This is a genomic window from Pseudomonas sp. GD04019, from assembly GCF_029837695.1.
GTDB lineage: Bacteria > Pseudomonadota > Gammaproteobacteria > Pseudomonadales > Pseudomonadaceae > Aquipseudomonas.
Genome location: NZ_JAOEEA010000002.1, coordinates 262,373 through 285,158, shown reverse-complemented (window position 1 = coordinate 285,158; position 22,786 = coordinate 262,373). Strand labels below are relative to the sequence as shown.

Annotated in this window: 19 protein-coding genes, 1 tRNA gene and 1 pseudogene; 10 read left to right on the top strand and 11 right to left on the bottom strand. The window is 65.5% G+C overall.

Annotated elements, in window-relative coordinates:
* Positions 1-10: 10 nt before the first annotated feature.
* The 5 genes and pseudogenes from secD to N7607_RS03965 all read right to left on the bottom strand — a co-directional run.
* A complete protein-coding gene (secD, locus tag N7607_RS03985; RefSeq protein WP_279864316.1) occupies positions 11-1,882 on the bottom strand; it encodes a protein translocase subunit SecD in 1,872 nt (623 codons plus the stop codon).
* 60 nt (positions 1,883-1,942) lie between these two features.
* Entirely contained in the window at positions 1,943-2,284 is a 342-nt protein-coding gene (gene yajC, locus N7607_RS03980; RefSeq protein ID WP_192399400.1) for a preprotein translocase subunit YajC, read from the bottom strand.
* Positions 2,285-2,431: 147 nt separating this feature from the next.
* Positions 2,432-3,550 (bottom strand): tRNA guanosine(34) transglycosylase Tgt, encoded by a 1,119-nt coding sequence (tgt, locus tag N7607_RS03975; protein WP_279864558.1) that lies wholly within the window; start codon positions 3,548-3,550, stop codon positions 2,432-2,434.
* 5 nt (positions 3,551-3,555) lie between these two features.
* Entirely contained in the window at positions 3,556-4,611 is a 1,056-nt protein-coding gene (gene queA, locus N7607_RS03970; RefSeq protein ID WP_279864317.1) for a tRNA preQ1(34) S-adenosylmethionine ribosyltransferase-isomerase QueA, read from the bottom strand.
* A gap of 95 nt (positions 4,612-4,706) precedes the next feature.
* Positions 4,707-4,977 (bottom strand): annotated as a pseudogene (locus N7607_RS03965) (cation:proton antiporter); the annotation flags it as partial.
* Positions 4,978-5,172: 195 nt separating this feature from the next.
* Between N7607_RS03965 and N7607_RS03960 the strand changes: the two are divergent.
* The 3 genes from N7607_RS03960 (at position 5,173) to N7607_RS03950 (ending at position 6,347) form a co-directional block, all read left to right on the top strand.
* A tRNA-Leu gene (locus N7607_RS03960) sits at positions 5,173-5,257 on the top strand.
* A 255-nt stretch (positions 5,258-5,512) separates the two neighbouring features.
* The gene (locus tag N7607_RS03955; protein WP_021700367.1) at positions 5,513-5,725 is read left to right on the top strand and encodes a cold-shock protein; all 213 of its coding nucleotides are present in this window, start codon (positions 5,513-5,515) and stop codon (positions 5,723-5,725) included.
* Between the two features lie 118 nt (positions 5,726-5,843).
* The gene (locus N7607_RS03950) at positions 5,844-6,347 is read left to right on the top strand and encodes an RDD family protein (RefSeq protein WP_279864318.1); all 504 of its coding nucleotides are present in this window, start codon (positions 5,844-5,846) and stop codon (positions 6,345-6,347) included.
* A 3-nt stretch (positions 6,348-6,350) separates the two neighbouring features.
* Here the strand turns inward: N7607_RS03950 and N7607_RS03945 are convergent, their stop codons facing one another.
* Entirely contained in the window at positions 6,351-7,268 is a 918-nt protein-coding gene (locus tag N7607_RS03945) for a GIDE domain-containing protein (RefSeq protein ID WP_279864319.1), read from the bottom strand.
* Position 7,269: 1 nt separating this feature from the next.
* Complete coding sequence (locus N7607_RS03940) at positions 7,270-7,842, bottom strand: LemA family protein (protein ID WP_279864321.1); 573 nt, start codon at positions 7,840-7,842, stop codon at positions 7,270-7,272.
* A gap of 156 nt (positions 7,843-7,998) precedes the next feature.
* Here N7607_RS03940 and N7607_RS03935 point away from each other — a divergent pair, with 156 nt between their 5' ends.
* The 7 genes from N7607_RS03935 (at position 7,999) to N7607_RS03905 (ending at position 19,366) form a co-directional block, all read left to right on the top strand.
* Positions 7,999-9,333 (top strand): imelysin family protein, encoded by a 1,335-nt coding sequence (locus tag N7607_RS03935; protein ID WP_279864322.1) that lies wholly within the window; start codon positions 7,999-8,001, stop codon positions 9,331-9,333.
* 214 nt (positions 9,334-9,547) lie between these two features.
* Positions 9,548-10,960, top strand: coding sequence for a di-heme oxidoredictase family protein (locus tag N7607_RS03930; protein ID WP_279864323.1), 1,413 nt, complete (start codon positions 9,548-9,550; stop codon positions 10,958-10,960).
* Positions 10,961-10,970: 10 nt separating this feature from the next.
* Positions 10,971-12,032, top strand: coding sequence for an imelysin family protein (locus N7607_RS03925; RefSeq protein ID WP_279864325.1), 1,062 nt, complete (start codon positions 10,971-10,973; stop codon positions 12,030-12,032).
* Positions 12,033-13,142, top strand: a complete 1,110-nt coding sequence (locus N7607_RS03920; protein WP_279864326.1) for a DUF1513 domain-containing protein — start codon at positions 12,033-12,035, stop codon at positions 13,140-13,142.
* A 185-nt stretch (positions 13,143-13,327) separates the two neighbouring features.
* Positions 13,328-14,953 carry a methyl-accepting chemotaxis protein gene (locus N7607_RS03915; RefSeq protein ID WP_279864327.1) on the top strand — a complete coding sequence of 542 codons (1,626 nt, stop codon included), beginning with the start codon at positions 13,328-13,330 and terminating at the stop codon, positions 14,951-14,953.
* Between the two features lie 187 nt (positions 14,954-15,140).
* Positions 15,141-16,289: an efflux RND transporter periplasmic adaptor subunit gene (locus N7607_RS03910; RefSeq protein ID WP_279864328.1), complete on the top strand. Its 1,149-nt coding sequence runs from the start codon at positions 15,141-15,143 to the stop codon at positions 16,287-16,289.
* Positions 16,290-16,312: 23 nt separating this feature from the next.
* Positions 16,313-19,366, top strand: coding sequence for a multidrug efflux RND transporter permease subunit (locus tag N7607_RS03905; protein WP_279864329.1), 3,054 nt, complete (start codon positions 16,313-16,315; stop codon positions 19,364-19,366).
* A gap of 78 nt (positions 19,367-19,444) precedes the next feature.
* Here N7607_RS03905 and N7607_RS03900 read toward each other — a convergent pair whose 3' ends face one another.
* The 4 genes from N7607_RS03900 to N7607_RS03885 form a co-directional block, all read right to left on the bottom strand.
* The gene (locus N7607_RS03900; RefSeq protein WP_279864330.1) at positions 19,445-19,681 is read right to left on the bottom strand and encodes a hypothetical protein; all 237 of its coding nucleotides are present in this window, start codon (positions 19,679-19,681) and stop codon (positions 19,445-19,447) included.
* Positions 19,682-19,823: 142 nt separating this feature from the next.
* On the bottom strand, positions 19,824-20,522 hold the full coding sequence (locus N7607_RS03895; protein WP_279864331.1) for a lipopolysaccharide kinase InaA family protein: 699 nt from the start codon (positions 20,520-20,522) through the stop codon (positions 19,824-19,826).
* 157 nt (positions 20,523-20,679) lie between these two features.
* A complete protein-coding gene (locus N7607_RS03890; RefSeq protein ID WP_279864332.1) occupies positions 20,680-21,990 on the bottom strand; it encodes a HAMP domain-containing sensor histidine kinase in 1,311 nt (436 codons plus the stop codon).
* A complete protein-coding gene (locus N7607_RS03885) occupies positions 21,980-22,663 on the bottom strand; it encodes a response regulator transcription factor (RefSeq protein WP_279864333.1) in 684 nt (227 codons plus the stop codon). The genes N7607_RS03890 and N7607_RS03885 overlap by 11 nt, the downstream gene beginning before the upstream one ends.
* Positions 22,664-22,786: the final 123 nt, after the last annotated feature.

Here is a 22,786-nt window from a genome sequence, read left to right as displayed (position 1 = left end):
TGACTGCCCCTTAGATCCACAGCTTCTTGAAGTCGCGCCCGCCGAAGATCAGGTTGACCATCGCGCGGGTCACCATGATGGCGGTGAACATCGAAGTGACGATACCCAGCGACATGGTCACGGCGAAGCCCTTGACCGGACCGCTGCCCATCGCGAACAGGATGCCGCCGACCAGCAGAGTGGTCAGGTTGGCGTCCAGGATCGCCGAGTAGGCGCGATCGAAGCCTTCGTGGATGGCGCGCTGCACCGACATGCCGTTGGCGATTTCCTCGCGTATCCGCGAGAAGATCAGCACGTTGGCGTCCACCGCCATACCCATGGTCAGCACGATACCGGCGATACCCGGCAGGGTCAGGGTCGCACTCAGCGCCGACATCAGCGCCAGCAGCAGGACCATGTTGAAGCCCAAGGCCACGGTCGCCAGCACGCCGAAGAAGCGGTAGATGGCGATGATAAAGATGGACACGAAGATCATGCCCCAGATCGACGCATCGATACCCTTGGCGATGTTGTCGGCACCCAGGCTCGGGCCGATGGTGCGCTCTTCGGCGAAGTACATCGGCGCGGCCAGGCCACCGGCACGCAGCAGCAGGGCCAGCTCGGAGGATTCGCCCTGGCCATTGAGGCCGGTTATGCGGAACTGGCTGCCCAGAGGCGACTGGATGGTCGCCAGGCTGATGATCTTCTTCTCTTCCTTGAAGGAGGGCACTGCCACCTCCTTCTCGACGCCGTCGACCACCTGCTTGACGTAGCGGGTCAGCGGCTTCTGCTCGATGAAGATCACCGCCATGCTGCGCCCCACATTGTTGCGGGTGGCCCGGTTCATCAGCTCGCCACCATGGCCATCCAGACGGATGTTCACCTGCGGGCGACCGTTCTCGTCGTAGCTGGCCTGGGCATCGGTGACCTGGTCACCGGTGATGATCAGGCTGCGCTCCAGTGCCACGGCCGGACGGCCCGGCTCGCGGAACTCGAAGGGCTCGGTGGCAGCGCGCGCCGCATCGACGTCGGCCTGCAGACGGAACTCCAGGTTGGCGGTCTTGCCGAGAATACGCTTGGCCTCCGCCGTGTCCTGCACGCCCGGCAGCTCGACCACGATGCGGTTGGCGCCCTGGCGCTGCACCAGCGGCTCGGCCACACCCAGCTCGTTGACCCGGTTACGCACGGTGGTCAGGTTCTGCTTGATCGAGTACTCGCGGATTTCCGCGCGCTTGGCCTCGGTCAGCGCCAGACGCAGCACCTGCTGGTCGTTGCGCTCGGTGGTGGTCTGCTCGAAATCGTTGAAGCTGCTACGGATCAGCTCGCGGGCCTTTTCCAGCGACTCGCTGTCGGCGAAGCCGAGCTGGATGGCACCGTCCTGCTGCGGCAGGCTGCGGTAACGTACGCGATCCTTGCGCAGCAGGCTCTTGATCTCGCTCTCGTAGACCTTCATGCGCGCGTCCATGGCCTTGTCCATGTCCACTTCCAGCAGGAAGTGCACACCACCGGACAGGTCCAGACCCAGTTTCATCGGGCCGGCGCCCAGGTTGCGCAACCACTGCGGCGTGGTCGGCGCCAGGTTCAGGGCGACCACGTACTCGTCACCGAGCAGCTTGCGTACCAGCTCCTTGGCCGGCAGCTGGTCATCCTTCTTGGTCAGACGCAGCAGCGCCCCCTGCCCCTGCTTGGCACCCAGGTGAGCGGACTTGACCTCAATCTTGGCATCGCTCAACGCCTTGCCGATGCGGTCGAGGTCGGCCTGGCCGATTTCCAGCGCCGTGCTGGCACCGGTGATCTGGATGGCCGGGTCGTCCGGATACAGATTGGGTGCGGAATAGATGAAGCCGACCGCCAGCACAGCCAGGATCAGCAGGTACTTCCACAGAGGATATTTGTTGAGCATGACGCCGCCCGTTATGACACGGGGCGCCTTAGGCGCCCCGTATTGGTGAACGAAGAATCGTTAGATGGACTTCAGAGTGCCCTTCGGCAGGGTCGCTGCGATGGCCTGCTTCTGGAATTTCAGCTCGACGTTGTCGGCGATCTCGACCACCACGAAGTCATCGGTGACTTTGTTGACCTTGCCGATGATGCCGCCGCTGGTCACTACCTCGTCGCCCTTTTGCAGGCCGCCGAGCAGGTTCTTATGCTCCTTGGCGCGCTTGGCCTGGGGGCGCCAGATCATCAGATAGAAGATGACCATGAAACCGACCAGCATCAGGATGCTCATCATGTCACCGCCGGGCGCGGCGCCTGCCGCCGGGGCTGCGGTGTCGGCGTAAGCAGCGGGGATCAGAAAACTCATGGAAAACTCCTATTGCGAGGTCTTGAAGCTGTTGTTTTTCAGGCTATTTTCGCGAGCGCCCGGGCTTAATGCACGGGCGTCGGCTGCCATCGCGAGTAGATGGGTGCGCCGCGCCGTATTTCAAGCGGCAGGCCGGCGAATCACCGATCAGGGTTCCAGCGGCGGCGTTGGCAGGCCGCGCCGGGCGTAGAAGGCATCGACAAAGGCGGCCAATGTACCCTGTTGAATTGCCTCGCGCAAACCAGCCATCAGGCTCTGGTAATGGCGCAAGTTGTGGATGGTATTGAGCATGCTTCCCAGCATTTCGCCGCATTTATCCAGGTGATGCAGATAGGCGCGGGAGAAGTGTTTGCAGGTGTAGCAATCGCAGCTCGGATCCAGCGGCGAGTCGTCGTGCTTGTGCCCCGAATTGCGGATCTTGACCACCCCGGTCTCGGTGAACAGATGGCCGTTGCGCGCATTGCGGGTCGGCATCACGCAGTCGAACATGTCCACGCCGCGGCGCACGCCCTCGACCAGGTCTTCCGGCTTGCCCACGCCCATCAGGTAGCGCGGCTTGTCGGCCGGCAGCTGCGGCGGCAGGAAGTCCAGCACGCGGATCATCTCTTCCTTCGGCTCGCCGACCGACAGACCGCCGATGGCCAGGCCGTCGAAGCCGATCTCGCACAGGCCTTCCAGCGAGCGCATGCGCAACTCTTCGTGCATGCCGCCCTGGACGATACCGAACAGCGCCGAGGGGTTGCCCTCGTGGGCATTCTTCGAGCGCTTGGCCCAGCGCAGCGACAGCTCCATGGAGCGCTTGGCCACGTCGAAATCGGCCGGGTACGGGGTGCACTCGTCGAAGATCATCACGATGTCCGAGCCCAGCTCGCGCTGTACCTGCATCGACTCTTCCGGCCCCATGAACACCTTGGCGCCGTCCACCGGCGAGGAGAAGTACACGCCCTCCTCCTTGATCTTGCGCATGGCACCCAGGCTGAACACCTGGAAGCCGCCGGAGTCGGTGAGGATCGGCCCCTGCCACTGCATGAAGTCGTGCAGGTCGCCGTGCTTCTTGATCACCTCGGTGCCCGGACGCAGCCACAGGTGGAAGGTGTTGCCGAGGATGATCTGCGCACCGATATCGCCGACATCGCGCGGCAGCATGCCCTTGACCGTGCCGTAGGTACCCACCGGCATGAACGCCGGGGTCTCCACCACGCCACGCGGGAAGGTCAGGCGGCCACGACGGGCACGGCCGTCGGTGGCCAGCAGCTCGAAGGACATATAGCTCATGGGGTCTCCTCGGGACCGCGCGGGGCGGGATTGCGGGTGATGAACATGGCATCACCGTAGCTGAAGAAGCGGTACTGCTGCTCCACGGCTGCCGCATAGGCGGCCATGGTCTGCGGGTAACCGGCGAAGGCCGAGACCAGCATCAGCAGGGTCGACTCCGGCAGGTGGAAGTTGGTGACCAGGGCATCGACCACATGGAAGCGCTTGCCCGGGTAGAGAAAGATGTCGGTATCACCACTGAAGGCCTTCAGCTCACCATCGCGCGCAGCGCTCTCCAGCGAGCGCACGCTGGTGGTGCCGACGGCGATCACTCGCCCGCCGCGTGCGCGACAGGCGGCGACGGCATCGACCACGTCCTGGCCGACCTGCAGCCACTCGCGGTGCATGTGGTGATCCTCGATGCGCTCCACCCGAACCGGCTGGAAGGTACCGGCGCCCACGTGCAGGGTGACGAAGGCGGTCTCGATGCCCTTCTCGCGAATCGCCGCCAGCAGCTCCTCGTCGAAGTGCAGACCAGCGGTCGGCGCGGCCACGGCACCGGCCTTGGCGCGATCGGAATAGACGGTCTGGTAACGCTCGCGATCGGAGGCGTCGTCGGCACGGTCGATATAGGGGGGCAGCGGCATGTGGCCGACCCGCTCCAGCAACGGCAGCACCTCTTCGGCGAAGCGCAGCTCGAACAGTGCATCGTGGCGGGCCAGCATCTCGGCTTCACCGCCACCTTCTATATGGATCAGCGAGCCCGACTTGGGCGACTTGCTGGAGCGCACATGGGCCAGCACGCGATGACTGTCCAGCACCCGCTCGACCAGTATCTCCAGTTTGCCGCCGGAGGCCTTCTGGCCGAAGAGCCGTGCTGGGATCACGCGGGTGTCGTTGAACACCATCAGGTCGCCGGGGCGCAGGTATTCGAGCAGGTCGGCGAACTGCCGGTGGGCCAGCGCACCACTCTCACCATCCAGCACCAGCAGGCGGCTGGAACGGCGCTCGGGCAGGGGATGGCGGGCGATCAGGGCATCGGGCAGGTCGAAATGGAAGTCGGCAACACGCATGGGGTCAGTCTCGCAGGGGGCGCAGAGCTTACCGGAAAGCTGGCCGGCGGACCACGCACCGGGCGACTGAAGGCACGCTCAATGCGGATCGCCGCCACTAGGCCGATTTCCAGCAGGGCCGCGATAAAGCGGTGGCCGACACTGAACAGCTTGCGCAGGGTGAATTCGAGACCGAGGAAGAACATCGGGACGATCAAGCCCGAGGATCTTGATCACCCCTCGTCGTGGATCAGGCCGAAGGTTGGCGTGTGCGGGCCGATTGATGCAGCCGGCGAGCAGGTAGCCCAGCACCACCGGCTGGTGCTGGCGATGGAACAGCATAATCACGGCCAGTTCCTGAAAGAAACTGATGGCGTGGGCATACATCGCGGCGCCCTCCCGTGCAAACCGCCCCGCCGCTGCGGCGGTCACCACGCAACCGATCTCATGGCCTAACCACTTGATTTGGCGGACTTATCAGCACCATCCAGGAAATCTGTGAGGACGGATGGCAGGGCATTGCGGGCGAAGCCGGCGCGATTGACCACCCCTTGGCGCCTCCCTATACTGCGCGCCCATCGTGCCTCGGTGGCGGAATCGGTAGACGCGGCGGATTCAAAATCCGTTTTCGAAAGAAGTGAGAGTTCGAGTCTCTCCCGGGGCACCACGATATTCCCTCCTTAATTGCCTGCAAGGCCTCTGGAATCAGCTATTCCAGGGGGGTTGGCAAACGTATTTGAGTTAGCGTAGAGTTGGTCAACTGTGTTTGCATGGGTCGCCTTGAATCGTGACCTGGTGCAGTAGATCCTAAGATCCGCTACATCCCGCTCGACTTCTCTTACTCTCTGCAACCAGTTCCAGCCCTCTCGCGTCACAAGCTCGCGAGGCTGTCATCTAACTCTAGTTTCAAGGAAATAAGACAATGTCGAATCGTCAAACCGGCACCGTCAAGTGGTTCAACGACGAGAAGGGCTTCGGCTTCATCACCCCTGAGAGCGGTCCGGATCTGTTCGTGCACTTCCGCGCTATCGAAGGTTCGGGCTTCCGCAGCCTGAAAGAAGGCCAGAAGGTCACCTTCGAAGCCGTGCAAGGCCAGAAAGGCATGCAAGCGGACAAGGTCCAGGTTCTGGGCTAATCGCTGCTGCTACGAAGAGCCCCTGATGGCAACATCAGGGGCTTTTTTGTGCCCGGTGTTTTTGTCCCGGGTGCCGACCCCGTACAATCCCGCGCAGTCTTTTCTTCCCGAGCTGTCCATGCCCAAGCACATGCTGCGCCCCCAGGGCGAATTCCCCGGCGCCGGCCTGCCCCGCCGCTTTGCCGCGATGTTCTACGACTTCCTGCTGTGCGTGGCACTGGTCATGGTGGTGGGCCTGCTCTACCAGCAGGGCCTGCTGCGCCTGATCTACGGCAGCGAGCGCCTGATGCAGCTGTCCCAGGCCGGCGCGCTGGATAACGACCCTATGCTGGCGAGCCTGGCGCTACTCAGCCTGTTCGGCTTCTTCGCCAAGTTCTGGACCCATAACGGCCAGACCCTCGGCATGCAGGCCTGGGGCCTGCGTATCCAGAACGCCGACGGCTCGGCCATCAGCCTGTGGCAGGCGCTGCTGCGCTTCGTGATCGCCATCGGCTCCTGGCTGTGCCTGGGCCTGGGCTTTCTCTGGGCGCTGTGGGACAAGGACAAGCGCAGCTGGCACGACATCTACTCGGAGAGCCGAGTCGTGCAACTGCCCAAGGGCATCCACAAGCAGGGCAAGTAGGGCTCAGGCGCCAGCCAGCCCCGGCAGCAGCACATTGCTCACCAGCCAGGTCGTGGCCAGCGCCCCAATCACGCAAAGCAGCGCGCCGCCCGCCGCCTGCCAGTAGAAGCCACGCGACAGTTCGTCCTCGCCGCCATTGGAGAGGATGAACGGGAAGGACTCTCCCGGCTTGCGCAGTTGATGATGCACCGGCACCTCGCTGCGCCCCGTCTGGCGGCGCTGGGCCTCGACCCGCGCCGACTCGCGCATGCGCTCCCACTCGGCCGGGTCCAGCTGACCGTCGCCGTTGCTGTCGAAGCGCTGCAGCATGCCGGCGAAATCGCTCTTCCACTCGCGCACCACCGCGCCCTGAGCCAGGGTCAGGTCGAACGCCTCGGTGCCGCCCAGGGTACGGAAATCGCCGATGGCGTAGAGCGGCTGACCGGCATGCAGGCGCTCCTCGGTGTAGCGATATTGGCTGCCGCCGGAGAACAGCATGCCGAGCAATCCACCACCGTCGCTCAGGCCACGCGGATGCCGCTCGCTACCGCTCCAGACCTGGCGCGTGCTCGGCCGCACTTCGGCGCCCTTGGGGTTGATCAGACATTCGCCGGTGGCGTCCTGCAGGCGCACCAGCCCTTCGCTGACGCCGCTCTCGATCACGCGCCAGCGCTTGCGCTTGCCATCGTCGTCGTACTCCTCGATCTTGAAGCGCCACCACAGGCACGGCGTACCGGTGAGTGGCGCCTGCAGCGGACCGTCGGGGAGTTCGTGCAGCACGCCATACAGCTCGACATAGCCCTGGGCCGCCGAGCGGATCTTCGAGGTCGGCGTGTTGAGCAGAAAGCGCGCCTCGGACAGGCGCTTGATGCACCACCAGCCGCCGCCGACGCACGCGCCGACGCTGAAGGCCATGCTGATGGCCAAGCCCGGGACATCCATTTCAGTTGAACAGCGACTTGAGGTCGACGTCGGCCTTCTCTTCCTCGCTGAACTGCAGCAACTCGGCTTCCTTGAAAGCGAACAGGCGCGCCAGGATCACGTCCGGGAACTGCTCGATGCGCACGTTGTTCAGGTTGACCGCCTCGTTGTACAGCTCGCGGCGATCGGCGATGGCGTTCTCCAGCCCGGAGATGCGCTGCTGCAGATGCTGGAAGCTGTCGTTGGCCTTCAGGTCCGGGTAGTTCTCGGCAAGGGCGAACAGTTGGCCGAGGCCGGCCCGCAGACTGCTCTCGGCCTTGCCCAGGGCGCCCACGTCGTGCTGCTCGCGGGCACTCGCCACGGCGCTGCGCGCGGCGATCACCCGCTCCAGGGTGGTGCGCTCGTGCTGCATGTACTGCTTGCAGGTCTCCACCAGCTTGGGCAGCTCGTCGTGGCGCTGCTTGAGCAGCACGTCGATGTTCGACCAGGCCTTGCTCACGCCGTGCTTGAGGCGCACCAGACCGTTGTAGAGAACCACCGCCCAGGCGGCGAGAAGAAACAGCACGACGAGTACGGCAACGGCAGTGAGGCTCATGGACAACGCTCCTTGTGAATTGCCGGCATTCTAGCGACCCCATGCCCCGCGTCTACCCGGCCGACGAACGGAAAACGCCCTTTGCATTTAATGAAAATCTTTCGCATCATTGTGCGGTTTTCCCGACTTCCAACACTAGAAGCAAAGGACTCCGCCATGACTCGTATGCCCCTGGCTACCGCCAGCCTGCTGGCCCTCGCCATTTCCCTCGCCGGCTGCGGCGACGACAAGAAAGAGGCCGCTGCTCCGCAAGCCGCCGCTCCGGCTGCCGCCACCGCTCCTGCCGCTGTCGGCAAGGTCGACGAAGCCGCCGCCAAGGCCGTGGTCAGCCACTACGCCGATCTGGCCTCCGCCGTATTCAGCGACGCCGCCAGCACCGGCAAGCAACTGCAGGCCGCCATCGACGCCCTGCTGGCCAAGCCTAGCGAAGAGACCCTGAAAGCCGCCAAGGAAGCCTGGCTGGCCGCCCGCGTACCGTACATGCAGACCGAAGTGTTCCGCTTCGGCAACGCCGTGGTCGACGACTGGGAAGGCCAGCTCAACGCCTGGCCGCTGGACGAAGGCCTGATCGACTACGTCGCCAAGGACTACCAGCACGCTCAGGGCAACCCGGGCGCCACCGCCAACATTATCGCCAACACCACCATCCAGGTCGGTGAAGACAAGATCGACGTCACCGAGATCACCAGCGCGAAGCTGGCCGAGCTGAACGAGCTGGGCGGTTCCGAAGCCAACATCGCCACCGGCTACCACGCCATCGAGTTCCTCCTCTGGGGCCAGGACCTGAACGGCACCAACCCAGGCGCTGGTGCCCGTCCGGCTACCGACTTCGTGGTCGGCGCCGGTGCCACCGGCGAGCACAACGAGCGTCGTCGCGCCTACCTGAAAGCCGCCACCGACCTGCTGGTTGCCGATCTGGACGAAATGGTCGGCCAGTGGAAAGCCGGCGTCGCCGACAACTACCGCGCCAAGCTGGAGGCCGAGCCGGCCGAGAGCGGCCTGCGCAAGATGCTGTTCGGCATGGGCAGCCTGTCCCTCGGCGAGCTGGCCGGCGAGCGCATGAAGGTCGCCCTGGAAGCCAACTCCACCGAAGACGAACACGACTGCTTCAGCGACAACACCCACAACTCGCACTTCTACAACGGCAAGGGCGTGCGCAACGTCTACCTGGGCGAGTACAAGAAAGTCGACGGCACCACCCTGACCGGCCCGAGCCTGTCTGCCCTGGTCGCCAAGGCTGACGCCCAGGCCGACAGCACCCTGAAGGCCGACCTGGAAGCCAGCGAAGCCAAGCTGCAGGCTCTGGTCGACAGCGCCGAGAAGAACAACGTGCACTTCGACCAGCTGATCGCCGCCGACAACAAGGATGGCCAGCAGATCGTTCGTGACGCCATCGCCGCCCTGGTCAAGCAGACCGCTGCCATCGAGAAGGCCTCGGCCGCTCTGGGCATCAGCGATCTGAACCCGGACACCGCCGATCACCAGTTCTGATACCCGCAGAGCTGTCCAGGACGGATGCGCCCACAAGGCGCATCCGTTTTTTTTGCCTGCCTTTTTCTGGCCCGCACCACGCGACGCGCAACACTGCTCCCGACCGCTTTATGCCCGCGACAATCTGGCCCCGGCACAAACGCTAATTCCTCTTATTTGACTTCCCTTAGCCTGCTAAGATTGCCGGCCTGATTGGCCGTCCAGGTTTTCCGCGATGCTCTCGCCGCTGCGCCTTTGTTTTTTGCCGCTGGCCTTTGCCCTGGCGGCCTGTGAGCGCACGCCGCCTCCCGCCGAGCCGGGCGAGGCGCTGTCCGGTGGCGCCACCACGGTGCGCCAGAGCGACCAGAACGCCTTCTCCCTGCCCTCTGCCAACCTCGCGCCGTCGCGGCGTCTGGACTTCGCCGTGGGCAACAGCTTCTTCCGCAATCCCTGGGTAATCGCGCCGGCCACCACCACGGCGCGCGACGGTCTCGGCCCGCTGTTCAATACCAACGCCTGCCAGAACTGCCACATCAAGGACGGCCGCGGTCATCCGCCGCAGCGCGATGCGCTCAGCGCCGCCTCCATGCTGGTGCGCCTGTCCATCAAGGGCGACGACTCGCCGGCCCACGCCGAGCTGCGCCAACGCCTGGGCGTAGTGCCGGAGCCGGTGTACGGCGGCCAGCTGCAGGACATGAGCAACCCTGGCGCGGCGCCCGAGGGCAAGGTGCGGATCGACTACGACCTGCAGACGGTGACGCTCGCCGACGGAACCGCCGTCGAGCTACGCAAGCCGCGCCTGCTCATCAGCAAGCTGGGCTACGGCGCGCTGCATCCCGACACCCTGTTCTCCGCCCGCGTGGCGCCGCCGATGATCGGCCTCGGCCTGCTGGAAGCGATTCCCGAGGCGGCGATCCTGGCCAATGCCGACCCGGATGACCGCGATGGCGATGGCATCCGTGGCACGCCCAACCGCGTGCACGATGACGTCAGCGGCCAGCAGGTGCTCGGCCGCTTCGGCTGGAAGGCCGGCCAGCCCAGCCTCAACCAGCAGAACGCGCATGCCTTCGCCGGCGACATGGGTCTGACCACCGCGCTGCTGCCGCAGGACGACTGCAGTGCCACCCAGACCGACTGCCGCGGCATGCCCGATGGCGGCAAGCCCGAGGTCAGCCCCAACATCCTCGCCAACGTGCTGTTCTACACCCGCAACCTGGCGGTCCCGGCACGCCGTGGCGTGGACGAGTTGGAAGTGCGCCGCGGCAAGCAGCTGTTCAGCGACGCCGGTTGCCAGCAATGCCACATCCCCAGCTTCGTCACCGCCGCCGATGCCGCGGAGCCGGAACTGGCCAACCAGACCATTCGCCCCTATACCGATATGCTGCTGCACGACATGGGCGAGGGCCTGGCCGATGGCCGGCCGGAGTTCCAGGCCAGCGGCAGCCAGTGGCGCACCGCGCCGCTGTGGGGCATCGGCCTGACCCAGGCCGTCAATGGCCACACCCAGTTCCTCCACGACGGCCGCGCGCGCAACCTGCTGGAGGCCATCCTCTGGCACGGCGGCGAGGCGCAGAGCGCCAGGCAGGCCGTCATCGATTTCGACGCCAGCGAGCGCGGTGCGCTGCTGGCCTTCCTCAACTCCCTGTAAGGAGCCCGGAATGCCCCGTTCCCCTATTGCCATCGCCCTGCTCGCCCTGGGCCTCAGCGCCTGCAGCCCGCAGGACCCGCAACAGCGCACCAGCGCCGCCCTGGTCGACGGCGTGCTGCTGCCGGCCTATAGCGCCTGGCACCAGTCCAACCAGCAACTGGCCGAGAGCGCCAAGGCATTCTGCGCAGGCAAACAGGAGCTGGGCGACGCGCAGCAGGCGTTCCTCACCGATGTCGCCAGCTGGGCCGCCCTGCAGCCGTTGCTGGTCGGCCCGCTGGCCGAAGGCAACCGCGCCTGGCAGGTGCAGTTCTGGCCGGACAAGAAGAACCTGGTGCAGCGCCAGGTGGAAGCTCTGCTAAAGAACAAGCCGCAGCTGACCCAGGCCGATGTGGAGAAGGCCAGCGTGGTGGTGCAGGGCCTGACCGCCTATGAATACGTGCTGTTCGATGCGGGCATCGACCTCTCCGATGCCGCGCAGAAGACCCGCTACTGCCCGCTGCTGAGCGCCATCGGCGAGCACCAGCAGAAGCTCTCCGCCGACGTGCTCGGCCAGTGGCAGGCCGAAGGCGGCATGGCCGCCCAGCTCAAGGAGTTCCCCAACGCCCGCTACGCCGAGGCCCCCGAGGCCGTGGCCGAACTGCTGCGCGCCCAGGTCAACGCCATCGACGGCCTGAAGAAGAAGCTCGGCGCCGCCCTCGGCCGCCAGAGCAAGGGTGTACCGCAGCCGTACCAGGCCGAGTTCTGGCGCAGCAACGCCAGCCTGGCCAGCCTCGCCGCCAGCGTCGCCAGCGCCGAACGCCTGTGGCTGGGCGGCAACAAGGATGGCGTGCGCAGCCTGCTCGGCGACGACCAGCAGGCCCTGGTCGCCAGCATCGACCAGCAGTACGCCAACACCCGCCAGCAACTGGCTGCGCTGCAGCGCCCGCTCGGCGAGCTGCTCGCCGACGAGGCCGGCCGCGCCGAGTTGAATGCCTTCTACGACGAACTCAACAAGCTGCACCGCCTGCAGGGCGGCGAACTGGCCAAGGCCCTCGGCATCCAGCTGGGCTTCAACGCCCACGACGGTGATTGAATGAAGCGCAGAGCCTTTCTCGGCCTCGGCGGCCTGGCCCTGGCCGCCGGCGCCCTGACGACCGGCGCATTGGGCGGTTGGAAGCTGATCGGCCACGGTACGCAGCCCCTGTTGTTGTCGGCGCGCGACGACAGCGACGGCCACCACTACGCCGTGGGCTACCGCCTGGACGGCAGCAAGGCCTTCGCCACCCGCGTGAGCGAGCGCTGCCATGACGTGGTGCCGCACCCCAGCCTGCCGCTGGCGGTGTTCGTCGGCCGCCGGCCCAGCCGCGAGAGCTACCTGATCGACACCCGCGACGGCCGCCTGCTGCAGACCATCGCCTCGCCGGCCGAGCGGCATTTCTACGGCCACGGCGTGTTCCACAAGGGCGGCGAGTGGTTCTACAGCACCGAGAACGACACCAGCCAGCCCGGCCGCGGCGTACTCGGTGTCTACCGCCTGCAGGGCGAGCACCTGGAGCGCGTCGCCGAGCGCAGCACCCATGGTCTGGGCCCGCACCAGCTGCTGTGGCTGCCCGGCGGCGAAGAACTGGTGGTAGCCAACGGCGGCATCCGCACCGAGGCCGACAGCCGGGTGATGATGAACCTCGACGCCATGGAGCCGAGCCTGGTGCTGATGCACCGCGACGGCACGCTGATCAGCAAGGAGCAGCTGCCCGAGCGGATGAACAGCGTGCGCCACCTGGCCGTGGCGGCGGACGGCACCATCGTCTCCGGCCAGCAGTACGAGGGCGACCCCCAGGATGCCGCGCCGCTGCTGGCGATCAAGCGCCCGGGCCAGGCCTTCCAGCCCTTCCCGCTGGGCGAGGCGCAGCGCGTGGCGATGAACCAGTACACCGCCAGCCTGGCGATCCACGACGAGCTGCGTCTGCTGGCGCTCACCGCACCGCGCGGCAACCGCTTCTTCATCTGGAATCTGGACAGCACCGAGCTGCTGCTCGATGCGCCGCTGCCGGACTGCGCCGGCGTCGGCGCGGTGGCCGACGGCTTCGTGGTCACCTCCGGCCAGGGCCGCTGCCGCCTGTACGACTGCCGCGGCGAGCAGATCGCCGGGCGCCCGCTGGAGCTGCCGGCAGGGCTATGGGACAACCATCTGCGCCTGGCCTGAAAATAGCTAGATGCGGCTAAAGGCCAGCGTAGCGCGGCCGACCTATACTGAACTGCACGTTGCACTCGTGCCGGCTTCCGCCGGCCGGTGTCGCCGGTTTTTCATGGCCGGGTGATAGGGATATCCGCAGTTCCGGCGCTCACCCGAGCGCCGGGGGCAGTCACCCCCCGAAGAGGCTTATCCCCATGTTCCTGCAGAAATCCCTGCGCGCGCAGATCCTCGCTCTGCTCGGCGGCAGCCTGGCGCTGATCCTGATCACCGCCCTGGCCTGCTTCAGCTTCCTCTCCAGCGGCATGCACGCCTACCGCGGCCTGCTCGACGGCCCGCTGCAGGCCGCCCGCCTGATCGACTCGGCCAACGTCGAATTCAAGATCCAGGTGCAGGAATGGAAGAACGTCCTGCTGCGCGGCCAGGATGCCGAGAACCTGAACAAGTACTGGGGCCAGTTCGAGGCCCAGGAGCGCAAGGTCCAGGACATCCTCGGCGAGCTGTCCCAGGAGGCCAAGGACGATGCCACGCTGAAGGGCCAGGTGGACCGCCTGCGTAGCGAACACCAGAGCCTAGGCGTCAATTACCGCAAGGGCCGCGATGCCTTCGTCGCCGCCAACGGTGACGCCAAGGCCGGCGATGCCGCGGTCAAGGGCATCGACCGCGCCGCCAGCGAGCAGATGACCGCCCTGGTCGACCACCTGCGCGAGCAGAGCATCGAGCAGGCCGAGCAGATCAACGCCAGCGCCGACCGCACCATCACCCTGGGCACGCTGGTCATGCTCGCCGCCAGCGTGGTGATCGCCCTGTTCAGCCTGTGGCTGGTCAACCGCCACCTGATCATCCCGATCCGCCATCTGATTACCCATGTCGACCAGCTCAGCCACGGCAACTTCGGCCAGCGTGTCGAGGCCACCCGCCAGGACGAACTGGGCATGCTAGCCATCGCCTCCAACACCCTGCGCGACTTCCTCGCCGCCACCACCGACAGCCTGCGCCTGAGCAGCGGCAACCTGGACAACGCCAGCGGCGAGCTGAACCAGATCGCCTCGCGCATGACGCTGGGCATCAATGAGCAGTTCGAGCGCACCGACCAGGTCGCCACCGCCATGCACCAGATGTCGGCCACGGCCCAGGAGGTGGCACGCCATGCCGCCGAGGCCGCACACGCCGCCGACGACGCCGACAGCTCGGCACGCCAGGGCGGCCGGGTGATGGAGTCGACCATCCAGACCATCACCGGCATGCGCGGAGAGATCGCCAACACCGCCGAGGTGATCCGCCGCCTGGAGGCCGACAGCGGCCGCATCGGCAAGGTGCTGGAAGTGATCCGCGGCATCGCCGAGCAGACTAACCTGCTGGCCCTCAACGCCGCCATCGAGGCCGCCCGCGCCGGCGAGCAGGGGCGCGGCTTCGCCGTGGTGGCCGACGAGGTGCGCACCCTGGCCCAGCGTACCGCCGAGTCCACCGCCGAGATCCATCAGATCATCGACACCGTGCAATCCGGCGCGCTGAATGCCGTGCGCGCCATCGAGAGCGGGCAGAACCGCAGCGAGGAAGGCGTGACCCAGGTGACCGAGGCCGGCGCCATGCTGCAGCGCATCACCGGTGCGGTGGAGGCGATTCGCGACATGAATCGGCAGATCGCCACCGCCGCCGAGGAACAAACCTCGGTGGCCGAGGACATCTCGCGCAACCTCACCGAGATCACCGCCATCGCCAGCTCCAACCAGGAGAACGTCGAGCGTACCCAGGCCGCCAGCCATACCCTGCGCAGCCTGTCCGGCGAACTCAGCGAAGTGACCCAGCGCCTGGGCGCCTGAGGCTCTGAATCGGTACAGGGAAGTACCGATTTCTCATCCATCTGTGCGGTTCGCGCGACGCTGCATTGCGCGACAATAACGACGCAATCTTTTGCAAACGCCAAGCTTTTGACTTGATGGTCAAGTCGCACTAAGGTGCCACCTTCGCCTATTCCAGGCCCTCTCCGCCTCGCCAAGGATTCGGAATATGTTGCTCCGCCGCATGCTCATCATGCTGGGCGTGGTACTCGTCGTGGTGCTCGCCCTCGCCGCCTACAAAGGCTTCTCCATTTACCAGCAGATCCAGATGTTCTCCGGCCCACAGCCGGCCATCAGCGTGTCTGCCGCCGTCGCCGAAGAGAAGCCCTGGCAGAGCCTCCTGCCGGCCATCGGCACGCTCAAGGCCTTCCAGGGCGTGGACCTGACCTCCGAGGTGGAGGGTACGGTCAAGGAAGTACTGTTCCAGTCCGGCGAGAAGGTCACTGTCGGTCAGCCGCTGCTGCAGCTGGACAGCGAAGTGGAGCGCGCGATCCTCGCCACCGCCGAGGCGGTGCGCGCCCTGGCCCGCGTCGAGTACGAGCGCGGCAAGAAAATCGCCGGCAAGCAGGCCATCTCCAAGAGCGAGTTCGACCGCCTCAACGCCGAACTGCTCAAGGCCGAGGCGAGCGTCTCCCAGCTCAAGGCCGAGCTGGACAAGAAGCGCATACTGGCGCCGTTCGCCGGCACCATCGGCATTCGTCAGGTGGACACCGGCGCCTACCTGAGCCCGGGCACCTACTTCGCCACCCTGCAGGACCTGTCCAAGCTGTACGTCGACTTCTTCCTGCCCGAGCAGGACTACCCGCAGCTGGCCATCGGCCAGCGCGTGCGCCTGTCGGTCGCCGCCTATCCGGGCGAAGTCTTCGAGGGCGAGATCAGCGCCCTCAACCCCAAGGTCGAGGAAAACACCCGCAACGTGCAGGTCCGCGCCACGCTGCCGAACCCGGACAACAAACTGCTGCCGGGCATGTTCGCCAACCTCGAGGTGCTGCTGCCGGGCGAGAAGACCCAGGTCGTGGTGCCGGAAACCGCCATCACCTACACCCTGTACGGCAACTCGGTGTACGTGATCGGCGAGCAGAAGGACGACCAGGGTGCCCTGGTGAAAGATGACAAGGGCCAGACCCAACTGGCGGTCGAGCGCCGCTTCGTCGAGACCGGCGAGCGCCGCGCTGGCGTTGTGCTGGTGCGCAAGGGCCTGAAGGCCGGCGAGCGCGTGGTCACTGCCGGCCAGCTCAAGCTGGACAACGGCGCCCACGTCACTGTCATCGATGACCAGTCCCTGACCAAGGACACCCAAGCCAGCGTCGAGCAGTAAGACTCGACGCCAAGGAACCCGTTATGGCTTTCACAGATCCGTTCATCCGGCGCCCGGTCCTGGCGACCGTGGTCAGCCTGCTGATCATCCTGCTGGGCTTCCAGGCCTTCAGCAAGCTGGTGATCCGCCAGTACCCGCAGATGGAAAACGCCCTGATCACGGTGTCCACCGCCTACCCCGGTGCCAATGCCGAGACCATCCAGGGCTATATCACCCAGCCGCTGCAGCAGAGCCTGGCCAGTGCCGAAGGCATCGACTACATGACGTCGTCGAGCCAGCAGAACTTCTCCACCATCTCCATCTACGCCCGCATCGGCGCGGATACCGACCGGCTGTTCACCGAGCTGCTGGCCAAGGCCAACGAGGTGAAGAACCAGCTGCCGCAGGATGCCGAAGACCCGGTGCTGTCCAAGGAAGCGGCCGACGCCTCGGCGCTGATGTACGTCAGCTTCTATAGCGACGAGCTGTCCAACCCGCAGATCACCGACTACCTGTCACGCGTGATCCAGCCCAAGCTGGCCACCCTGCCCGGCATGGCCGAAGCCGAGATCCTCGGCAACCAGGTGTTCGCCATGCGCCTGTGGCTGGACCCGGTGAAGATGGCCGCCTACGGCATCACCGCCGTGGACGTGACCAGCGCCGTACAGCGCTACAACTTCCTGGCCGCGGCCGGCGAGGTGAAGGGCCAGTACGTGGTCACCAGCATCAACGCCACCACCGACCTGAAGTCGGCCGAGGCCTTCGCTGCCATTCCGGTGAAGACCAGCGGCGACAGCCGCGTGCTGGTGCGCGACATCGCCCGGGTGGAGATGGGCGCCGAGAACTACGACTCGATCAGCTCGTTCGACGGCATTCCTTCCGTGTACATCGCTATCAAGGGTACGCCCAGCGCCAACCCGCTGGATGTGATCAAGCATGTGCGCGGCATCCTGCCGGAGCTGGAGGCGCAGCTGCCACCGAACCTCAAGGTCTCCATCGCCTACGACGCCACCGAGTTCATCCGCGCCTCCATCGAGGAAGTGGTGAAGACCCTGGGCGAGGCGGTGCTGATCGTCATCGTGGTCGTATTCCTGTTCCTCGGCGCGTTCCGCTCGGTGCTGATCCCGGTGATCACCATCCCGCTGTCGATGATCGGCGTGCTGTTCTTCATGCAGCTGATGGGCTATTCGATCAACCTGCTGACGCTGCTGGCGATGGTCCTGGCCATCGGTCTGGTGGTGGACGACGCCATCGTGGTGGTGGAGAACATCCACCGCCATATCGAAGAGGGCAAGACGCCATTCGATGCGGCCATCGAGGGTGCCCGCGAGATCGCCGTGCCGGTAATCTCGATGACCATCACCCTGGCCGCGGTGTACGCCCCCATCGGCTTCCTCGAGGGCCTGACCGGCGCACTGTTCAAGGAGTTCGCCCTGACCCTGGCTGGCGCGGTGATCATCTCCGGCGTGGTCGCCCTGACCCTGTCGCCGATGATGTGCTCCAAGCTGCTGCGCCACGAGGAGAATCCCACGGGCCTGGCGCACAAGCTGGACATGGCCTTCGACAAGCTCAAGCGCCGCTACCAGAAGGCCCTGCACGGCACGCTCAACACCCGCCCGGTGGTGATCGTGTTCGGCATCATCGTCATGTGCCTGATCCCGGTGCTGCTCAGCTTCACCAAGAGCGAGCTGGCGCCCGAGGAAGATCAGGGCATCGTGTTCCTGTTCGCCAACGCGCCGCAGCCGACCAACCTGAACTACATGAACGCCTATACCGACCAGTTCGTGAAGATCTTCAAGGAGTTCCCCGAGTACTACTCGTCCTTCCAGATCAACGGCTTCGACGGCGTGCAGTCGGGCATCGGCGGCTTCCTGCTGACGCCGTGGGGCGAGCGCGAGCGCACCCAGATGGAGCTGCTGCCGATCGTCCAGGGTCGTCTCAACGACATCCCCGGCCTGCAGATCTTCGGCTTCAACCTGCCGTCCCTGCCCGGCACCGGCGAGGGCCTGCCGTTCCAGTTCGTGATCAACACGCCGAACGACTACGAGTCGCTGCTGCAGGTGACCGAGAAGATCAAGCAGGAGGCCATGGCGTCCGGCAAGTTCGCCTTCCTCAACGTCGACCTGGCGTTCGACAAGCCCGAAGTAGTGGTCGATATCGACCGTGCCAAGGCCGCGCAGATGGGCGTGTCCATGCAGGACCTGGGCGCCACCCTGGCCATCCTGCTCGGTGAGGGCGAGGTCAACCGCTTCACCATCGACGGTCGCAGCTACAAGGTGATCGCCCAGGTCGAGCGCGCCTACCGCGATAACCCGAACTGGCTGAGCAGCTACCACGTGAAGAGCGAGAGCGGCCAGATGGTGCCGCTGGGCACCCTGATCAAGGTTAGCGACCGTGCGCGGCCGACCAAGCTCAAGCAGTTCCAGCAGCTCAACGCGGCGATCATCGAGGGCGTGCCTATCGTCAGCATGGGCGAGGCAGTGGACACCGTGGCGCAGATCGCGCAGAAGGAGGCGCCACGCGGCTATACCTTCGACTACGCCGGCGCCTCGCGCCAGTACATCCAGGAAGGCAGCGCGCTGTTCATCACCTTCGCCCTGGCCCTGGCGATCATCTTCCTGGTGCTGGCAGCGCAGTTCGAGAGCTTCCGCGACCCGCTGGTGATCCTGGTCACCGTGCCGCTGTCGATCTGCGGCGCGCTGATCCCGATCTTCCTCGGCTTCTCCAGCATGAACATCTACACCCAGGTGGGCCTGGTGACGCTGATCGGCCTGATCAGCAAGCACGGCATCCTGATCGTCGAGTTCGCCAACCAGCTGCGCCACGACAAGGGCCTGTCGGTGCGCGAGGCGATCGAGGAAGCCGCGTCGATCCGCCTGCGCCCGGTGCTGATGACCACCGCGGCCATGGTCTTCGGCATGGTGCCGCTGATCCTCGCCACCGGTGCCGGCGCAGTGAGCCGCTACGATATCGGCCTGGTGATCGCCACCGGCATGTCCATCGGCACCCTGTTCACCCTGTTCGTGCTGCCCTGCGTCTATACCCTGCTGGCCAGCCCGGACAAGGCACCGGCAGCATCGACCGCGACGGCACACTGAGACATCAGCCGGAAACGAAAAAGCCCCGCCTAGGCGGGGCTTTTTTCTGGGCCACTCGGGCCGGATCGGGCGAAAGGCTTATTGCTCGCCCTTCATCGCATGGGACAGGCCGAACACCAGTAGCATCAGGTTGTTGCCATCCACTTCCAAGGGCTGGGCCGTGCCGTGGCGGGCGGATACTGCCGGACACACCTGATCGGCACAGTTAACCAAATCGACTACCTGCGGCGCTGGCTCCTGCCAGGCAGCCGCAGCGAGGGCCGTGACGCTCAGGGCACCGACGAGGAACAATCCTCTAGCAATCTCTAATTTCATCTCGATAACCCCTTGATGGCGCTGCCAAACACCTGAAAAGCAAAACTAGTTCAGGCCAGTCCTTGGCAACGTCCCAGCCGACGAATGGTTTCTCGGCTCGGGTATGGCGCTCATCAGAACGCCATGCAGAGGCGAAGTTCCTTCACTCCAGCGGCAACGCCCTGCCCCACTGCCGGCGGTAACCCGACAGAAGTTGCTGCCATTCCGCTTCGCTCCAAGACGAATGACGCCGCAGCTGGCGCAGGTCATGCAGCGCCGCGCGCTTGCGACTCAGGCGACGCCGACTCTTCTCCAGATCGAGCAGCGCCACTTCCACGCCTTCCTCCGCCACCTTGACGAACACATGCTTGGCATACAGGCAGCCATGCTGCCAGCGTCCCAAGTGCATGCGCGCCAGGGTCGCACCTATTTGTTGCAGTAGTGCGTCATGCTGCTGGCCGAAATGTTCACGACCACCGGCGGCATACCAGCTGTCGATATCGCTGAAGCCATCCAGTGCCTCGCTGACCAGCAGACCACGCCAACCCTGCCCTTCCTGGTAGCTCGCATCACAGTAGATCAGGCGTGGTACACGCACACCGAGGCGGCTCAGCCCCAGCAGCGCATCACGCTCGCGCAGCACGGTGGGCCGACCGAATGGGTGACTCAGGCTACGGCACAGATGCCCCACCTGACGCTTGGCGTACAGCAGCTGCCCCTGGGCATCGTGCAGGCGCTGCACCCCACTCTCCCCGCCCCTGCGTCGGTTGGGCTCTTCGACCCATTCGCCCTGCAACTGCCACCAATGCTCGAACTGACCAGCGGGGGCGATAGCGCCCCCGGACATGAACTCGGACAACATCAACTCTCCAGAAACTGTGCGGACACGACTACAGGCATAGCCGGGGTAACAGCGGGTAACGAATCTGCCTCGAATGCCTACATATCGGTAGCCATTTCCGATCTATGGCAGCGAATTCAGACAAATAAGCAAGCAGCATACCCATTTGATCCAAGCCTCAGGCTGCGCCGCTAACTCCCAGGCGGACCTGAAAGCGACAGCCATTGGGCTCGGCGTCGGACAGCTCGACGCTCCAGCCCTGGCTCTCGCAGATGCGCTGCACCAGCGACAGCCCCAGACCGAGCCCCTCGCCCCGCGCCGCGCCGCCGCGCACGAAGGGTTGGAACATGGCCTCGCGCTCGGCGGCGGGGATGCCCACACCGCTGTCCTCAACCAGGAAGCCCTGCTCGCCCAGGCTCAGGCCGATACGCCCCTGCTCGGTGTAGTGCAGCGCATTGCGCAGCAGATTACCCAGCACCGAGCGCAGCAGCGGCGCGATGTAGCGTTGCTCGCAGACCCGGTCGGCGCAGTAGTCGAACACCAGGCCCTTGGCCTCGATGGCCGATCGCCACTGGGCGACCAGATCATCGGCCACCTCACGCAGAGTGGCCTGAGGTATGCCACTGGTTTCCTGGCGCGAGCGGGCCAGCATCAGGAAGGTCTGCACCAGGCCACGCATCTCCTCGCAGGCGTTGGCGATGCGCCGCACCTGAGCCTTGCCGCGAGCATCCAGGCTCGGGCTCTCCAGCAATAGTTCGCAGGAGCTGGCCAGCACCATCAGCGGGGTACGCAGCTCGTGGCTAACGTCGCTGGTGAACAGGCGCTCGCGCATCAGCGCGCGGCGCAGCAGGCCCAGGGTGGTGTCGAAGGAGGCGGCCAGCTGACCGACCTCGTCACTGGCGTAGTCGCGCGCCAACCGCGGAGCCTCGTCCAGCAGCTGCTCGGGGGCACGCACCTGGCGCGACAGGCGCACCACCGGCTCGATCACCTTACGCGCCAGCAGCCAGCCGAGCAGGCCGGACAGCCCCAGGCTGATCAGGAAGCCCACCAGCACCACGGCGAACAACAGCTGCTCGCGCTCCTCGAAACCGCTCTGGTCCTGCAGCAATACATAGCGGCGACCGTCCACCAGTTGCACGAAGCCGTGGTAGGAGGTGTCCTCGCGGTACACCTCGTGAAAACCTGGCGACAAGTCCTGCAGCTCCTCCGGCAGGGCAAATTCGCCATGCCCATCGCTGAAATAGAACAGCTGGCCGGGCTCGGGGCGATGGCGCCATTCGTCGATGCTCTCCATCTTCAGGAAGCGCCCGAGATCGCCGCCCAGTTCGCTGGAGATCAGCCGCTCCTCGACTTGGTGCACGGTCTCGACGATGCCAAAAGAGAAGGTGCCGCCGACCAGTGCGGTCATCAGCACGAAGGCGATGACGATACGGCGTGACAGGCTCTGCCTGGACAGCCCGTACCGATACAGACCATCCCTAAACGCCATCGCCCGGCTCCGCCAGTCGATAGCCAACGCCGTGCACGGTCTGCAGCAGCGGCTTGTCGAAGGGTTTGTCGATCACCTGGCGCAACTGGTGCACGTGGCTGCGCAGGCTATCGCTGTCCGGGCAGTCGTCGCCCCACAGCGCCTCCTCCAGCACCTCGCGGCGCACCACGTGCGGGCTCTTCTGCATCAGTATGGCGAGCAGCTTGAGGCCGACCGGGTTGAGCCGGAGTGGCTTGCCGGCACGGTTGATCTCCAGGGTATCGAGGTCGTAGCCGAGGTCCGCCACCTGCAGCAGACGCTTGCCGCCGCCCAGGCTGCGGCGCAGCACCGCCTCGATGCGTGCAGCCAGTTCGGAGAGAGCAAACGGCTTGATCAGGTAATCGTCGGCGCCGGCCTGGAAGCCTTGCAGGCGGTCGTCCAATTGGTCGCGGGCGGTGAGCATGATCACCGGCGTGTCGCGCCGCGCCTCCTCGCGCAGGCGGCGGCACAGGGTGTAGCCATCGATGCCGGGCAGCATGATGTCCAGTACCAGCAGGTCGTAATGCTCGCTGCTGGCCAGGCGCAGGCCGGACAGCCCGTCCTGGGCGCAATCCACCGTATAGCCCTTGATCTGCAGGTAGTCGGCCATGTTGGCCAGGATGTCGCGGTTGTCCTCGACCAGGAGGATACGCATGGAAAGAACCCTATTCGTCGCAATGCCGGCAAAGATACCGCGGAACGTCCCGGCGTCCGCCGCCTTTGACGGATTTTTCACGGGCAAGAAAAAGCCCCGCACGGGGCGGGGCTTCTTCGTTGC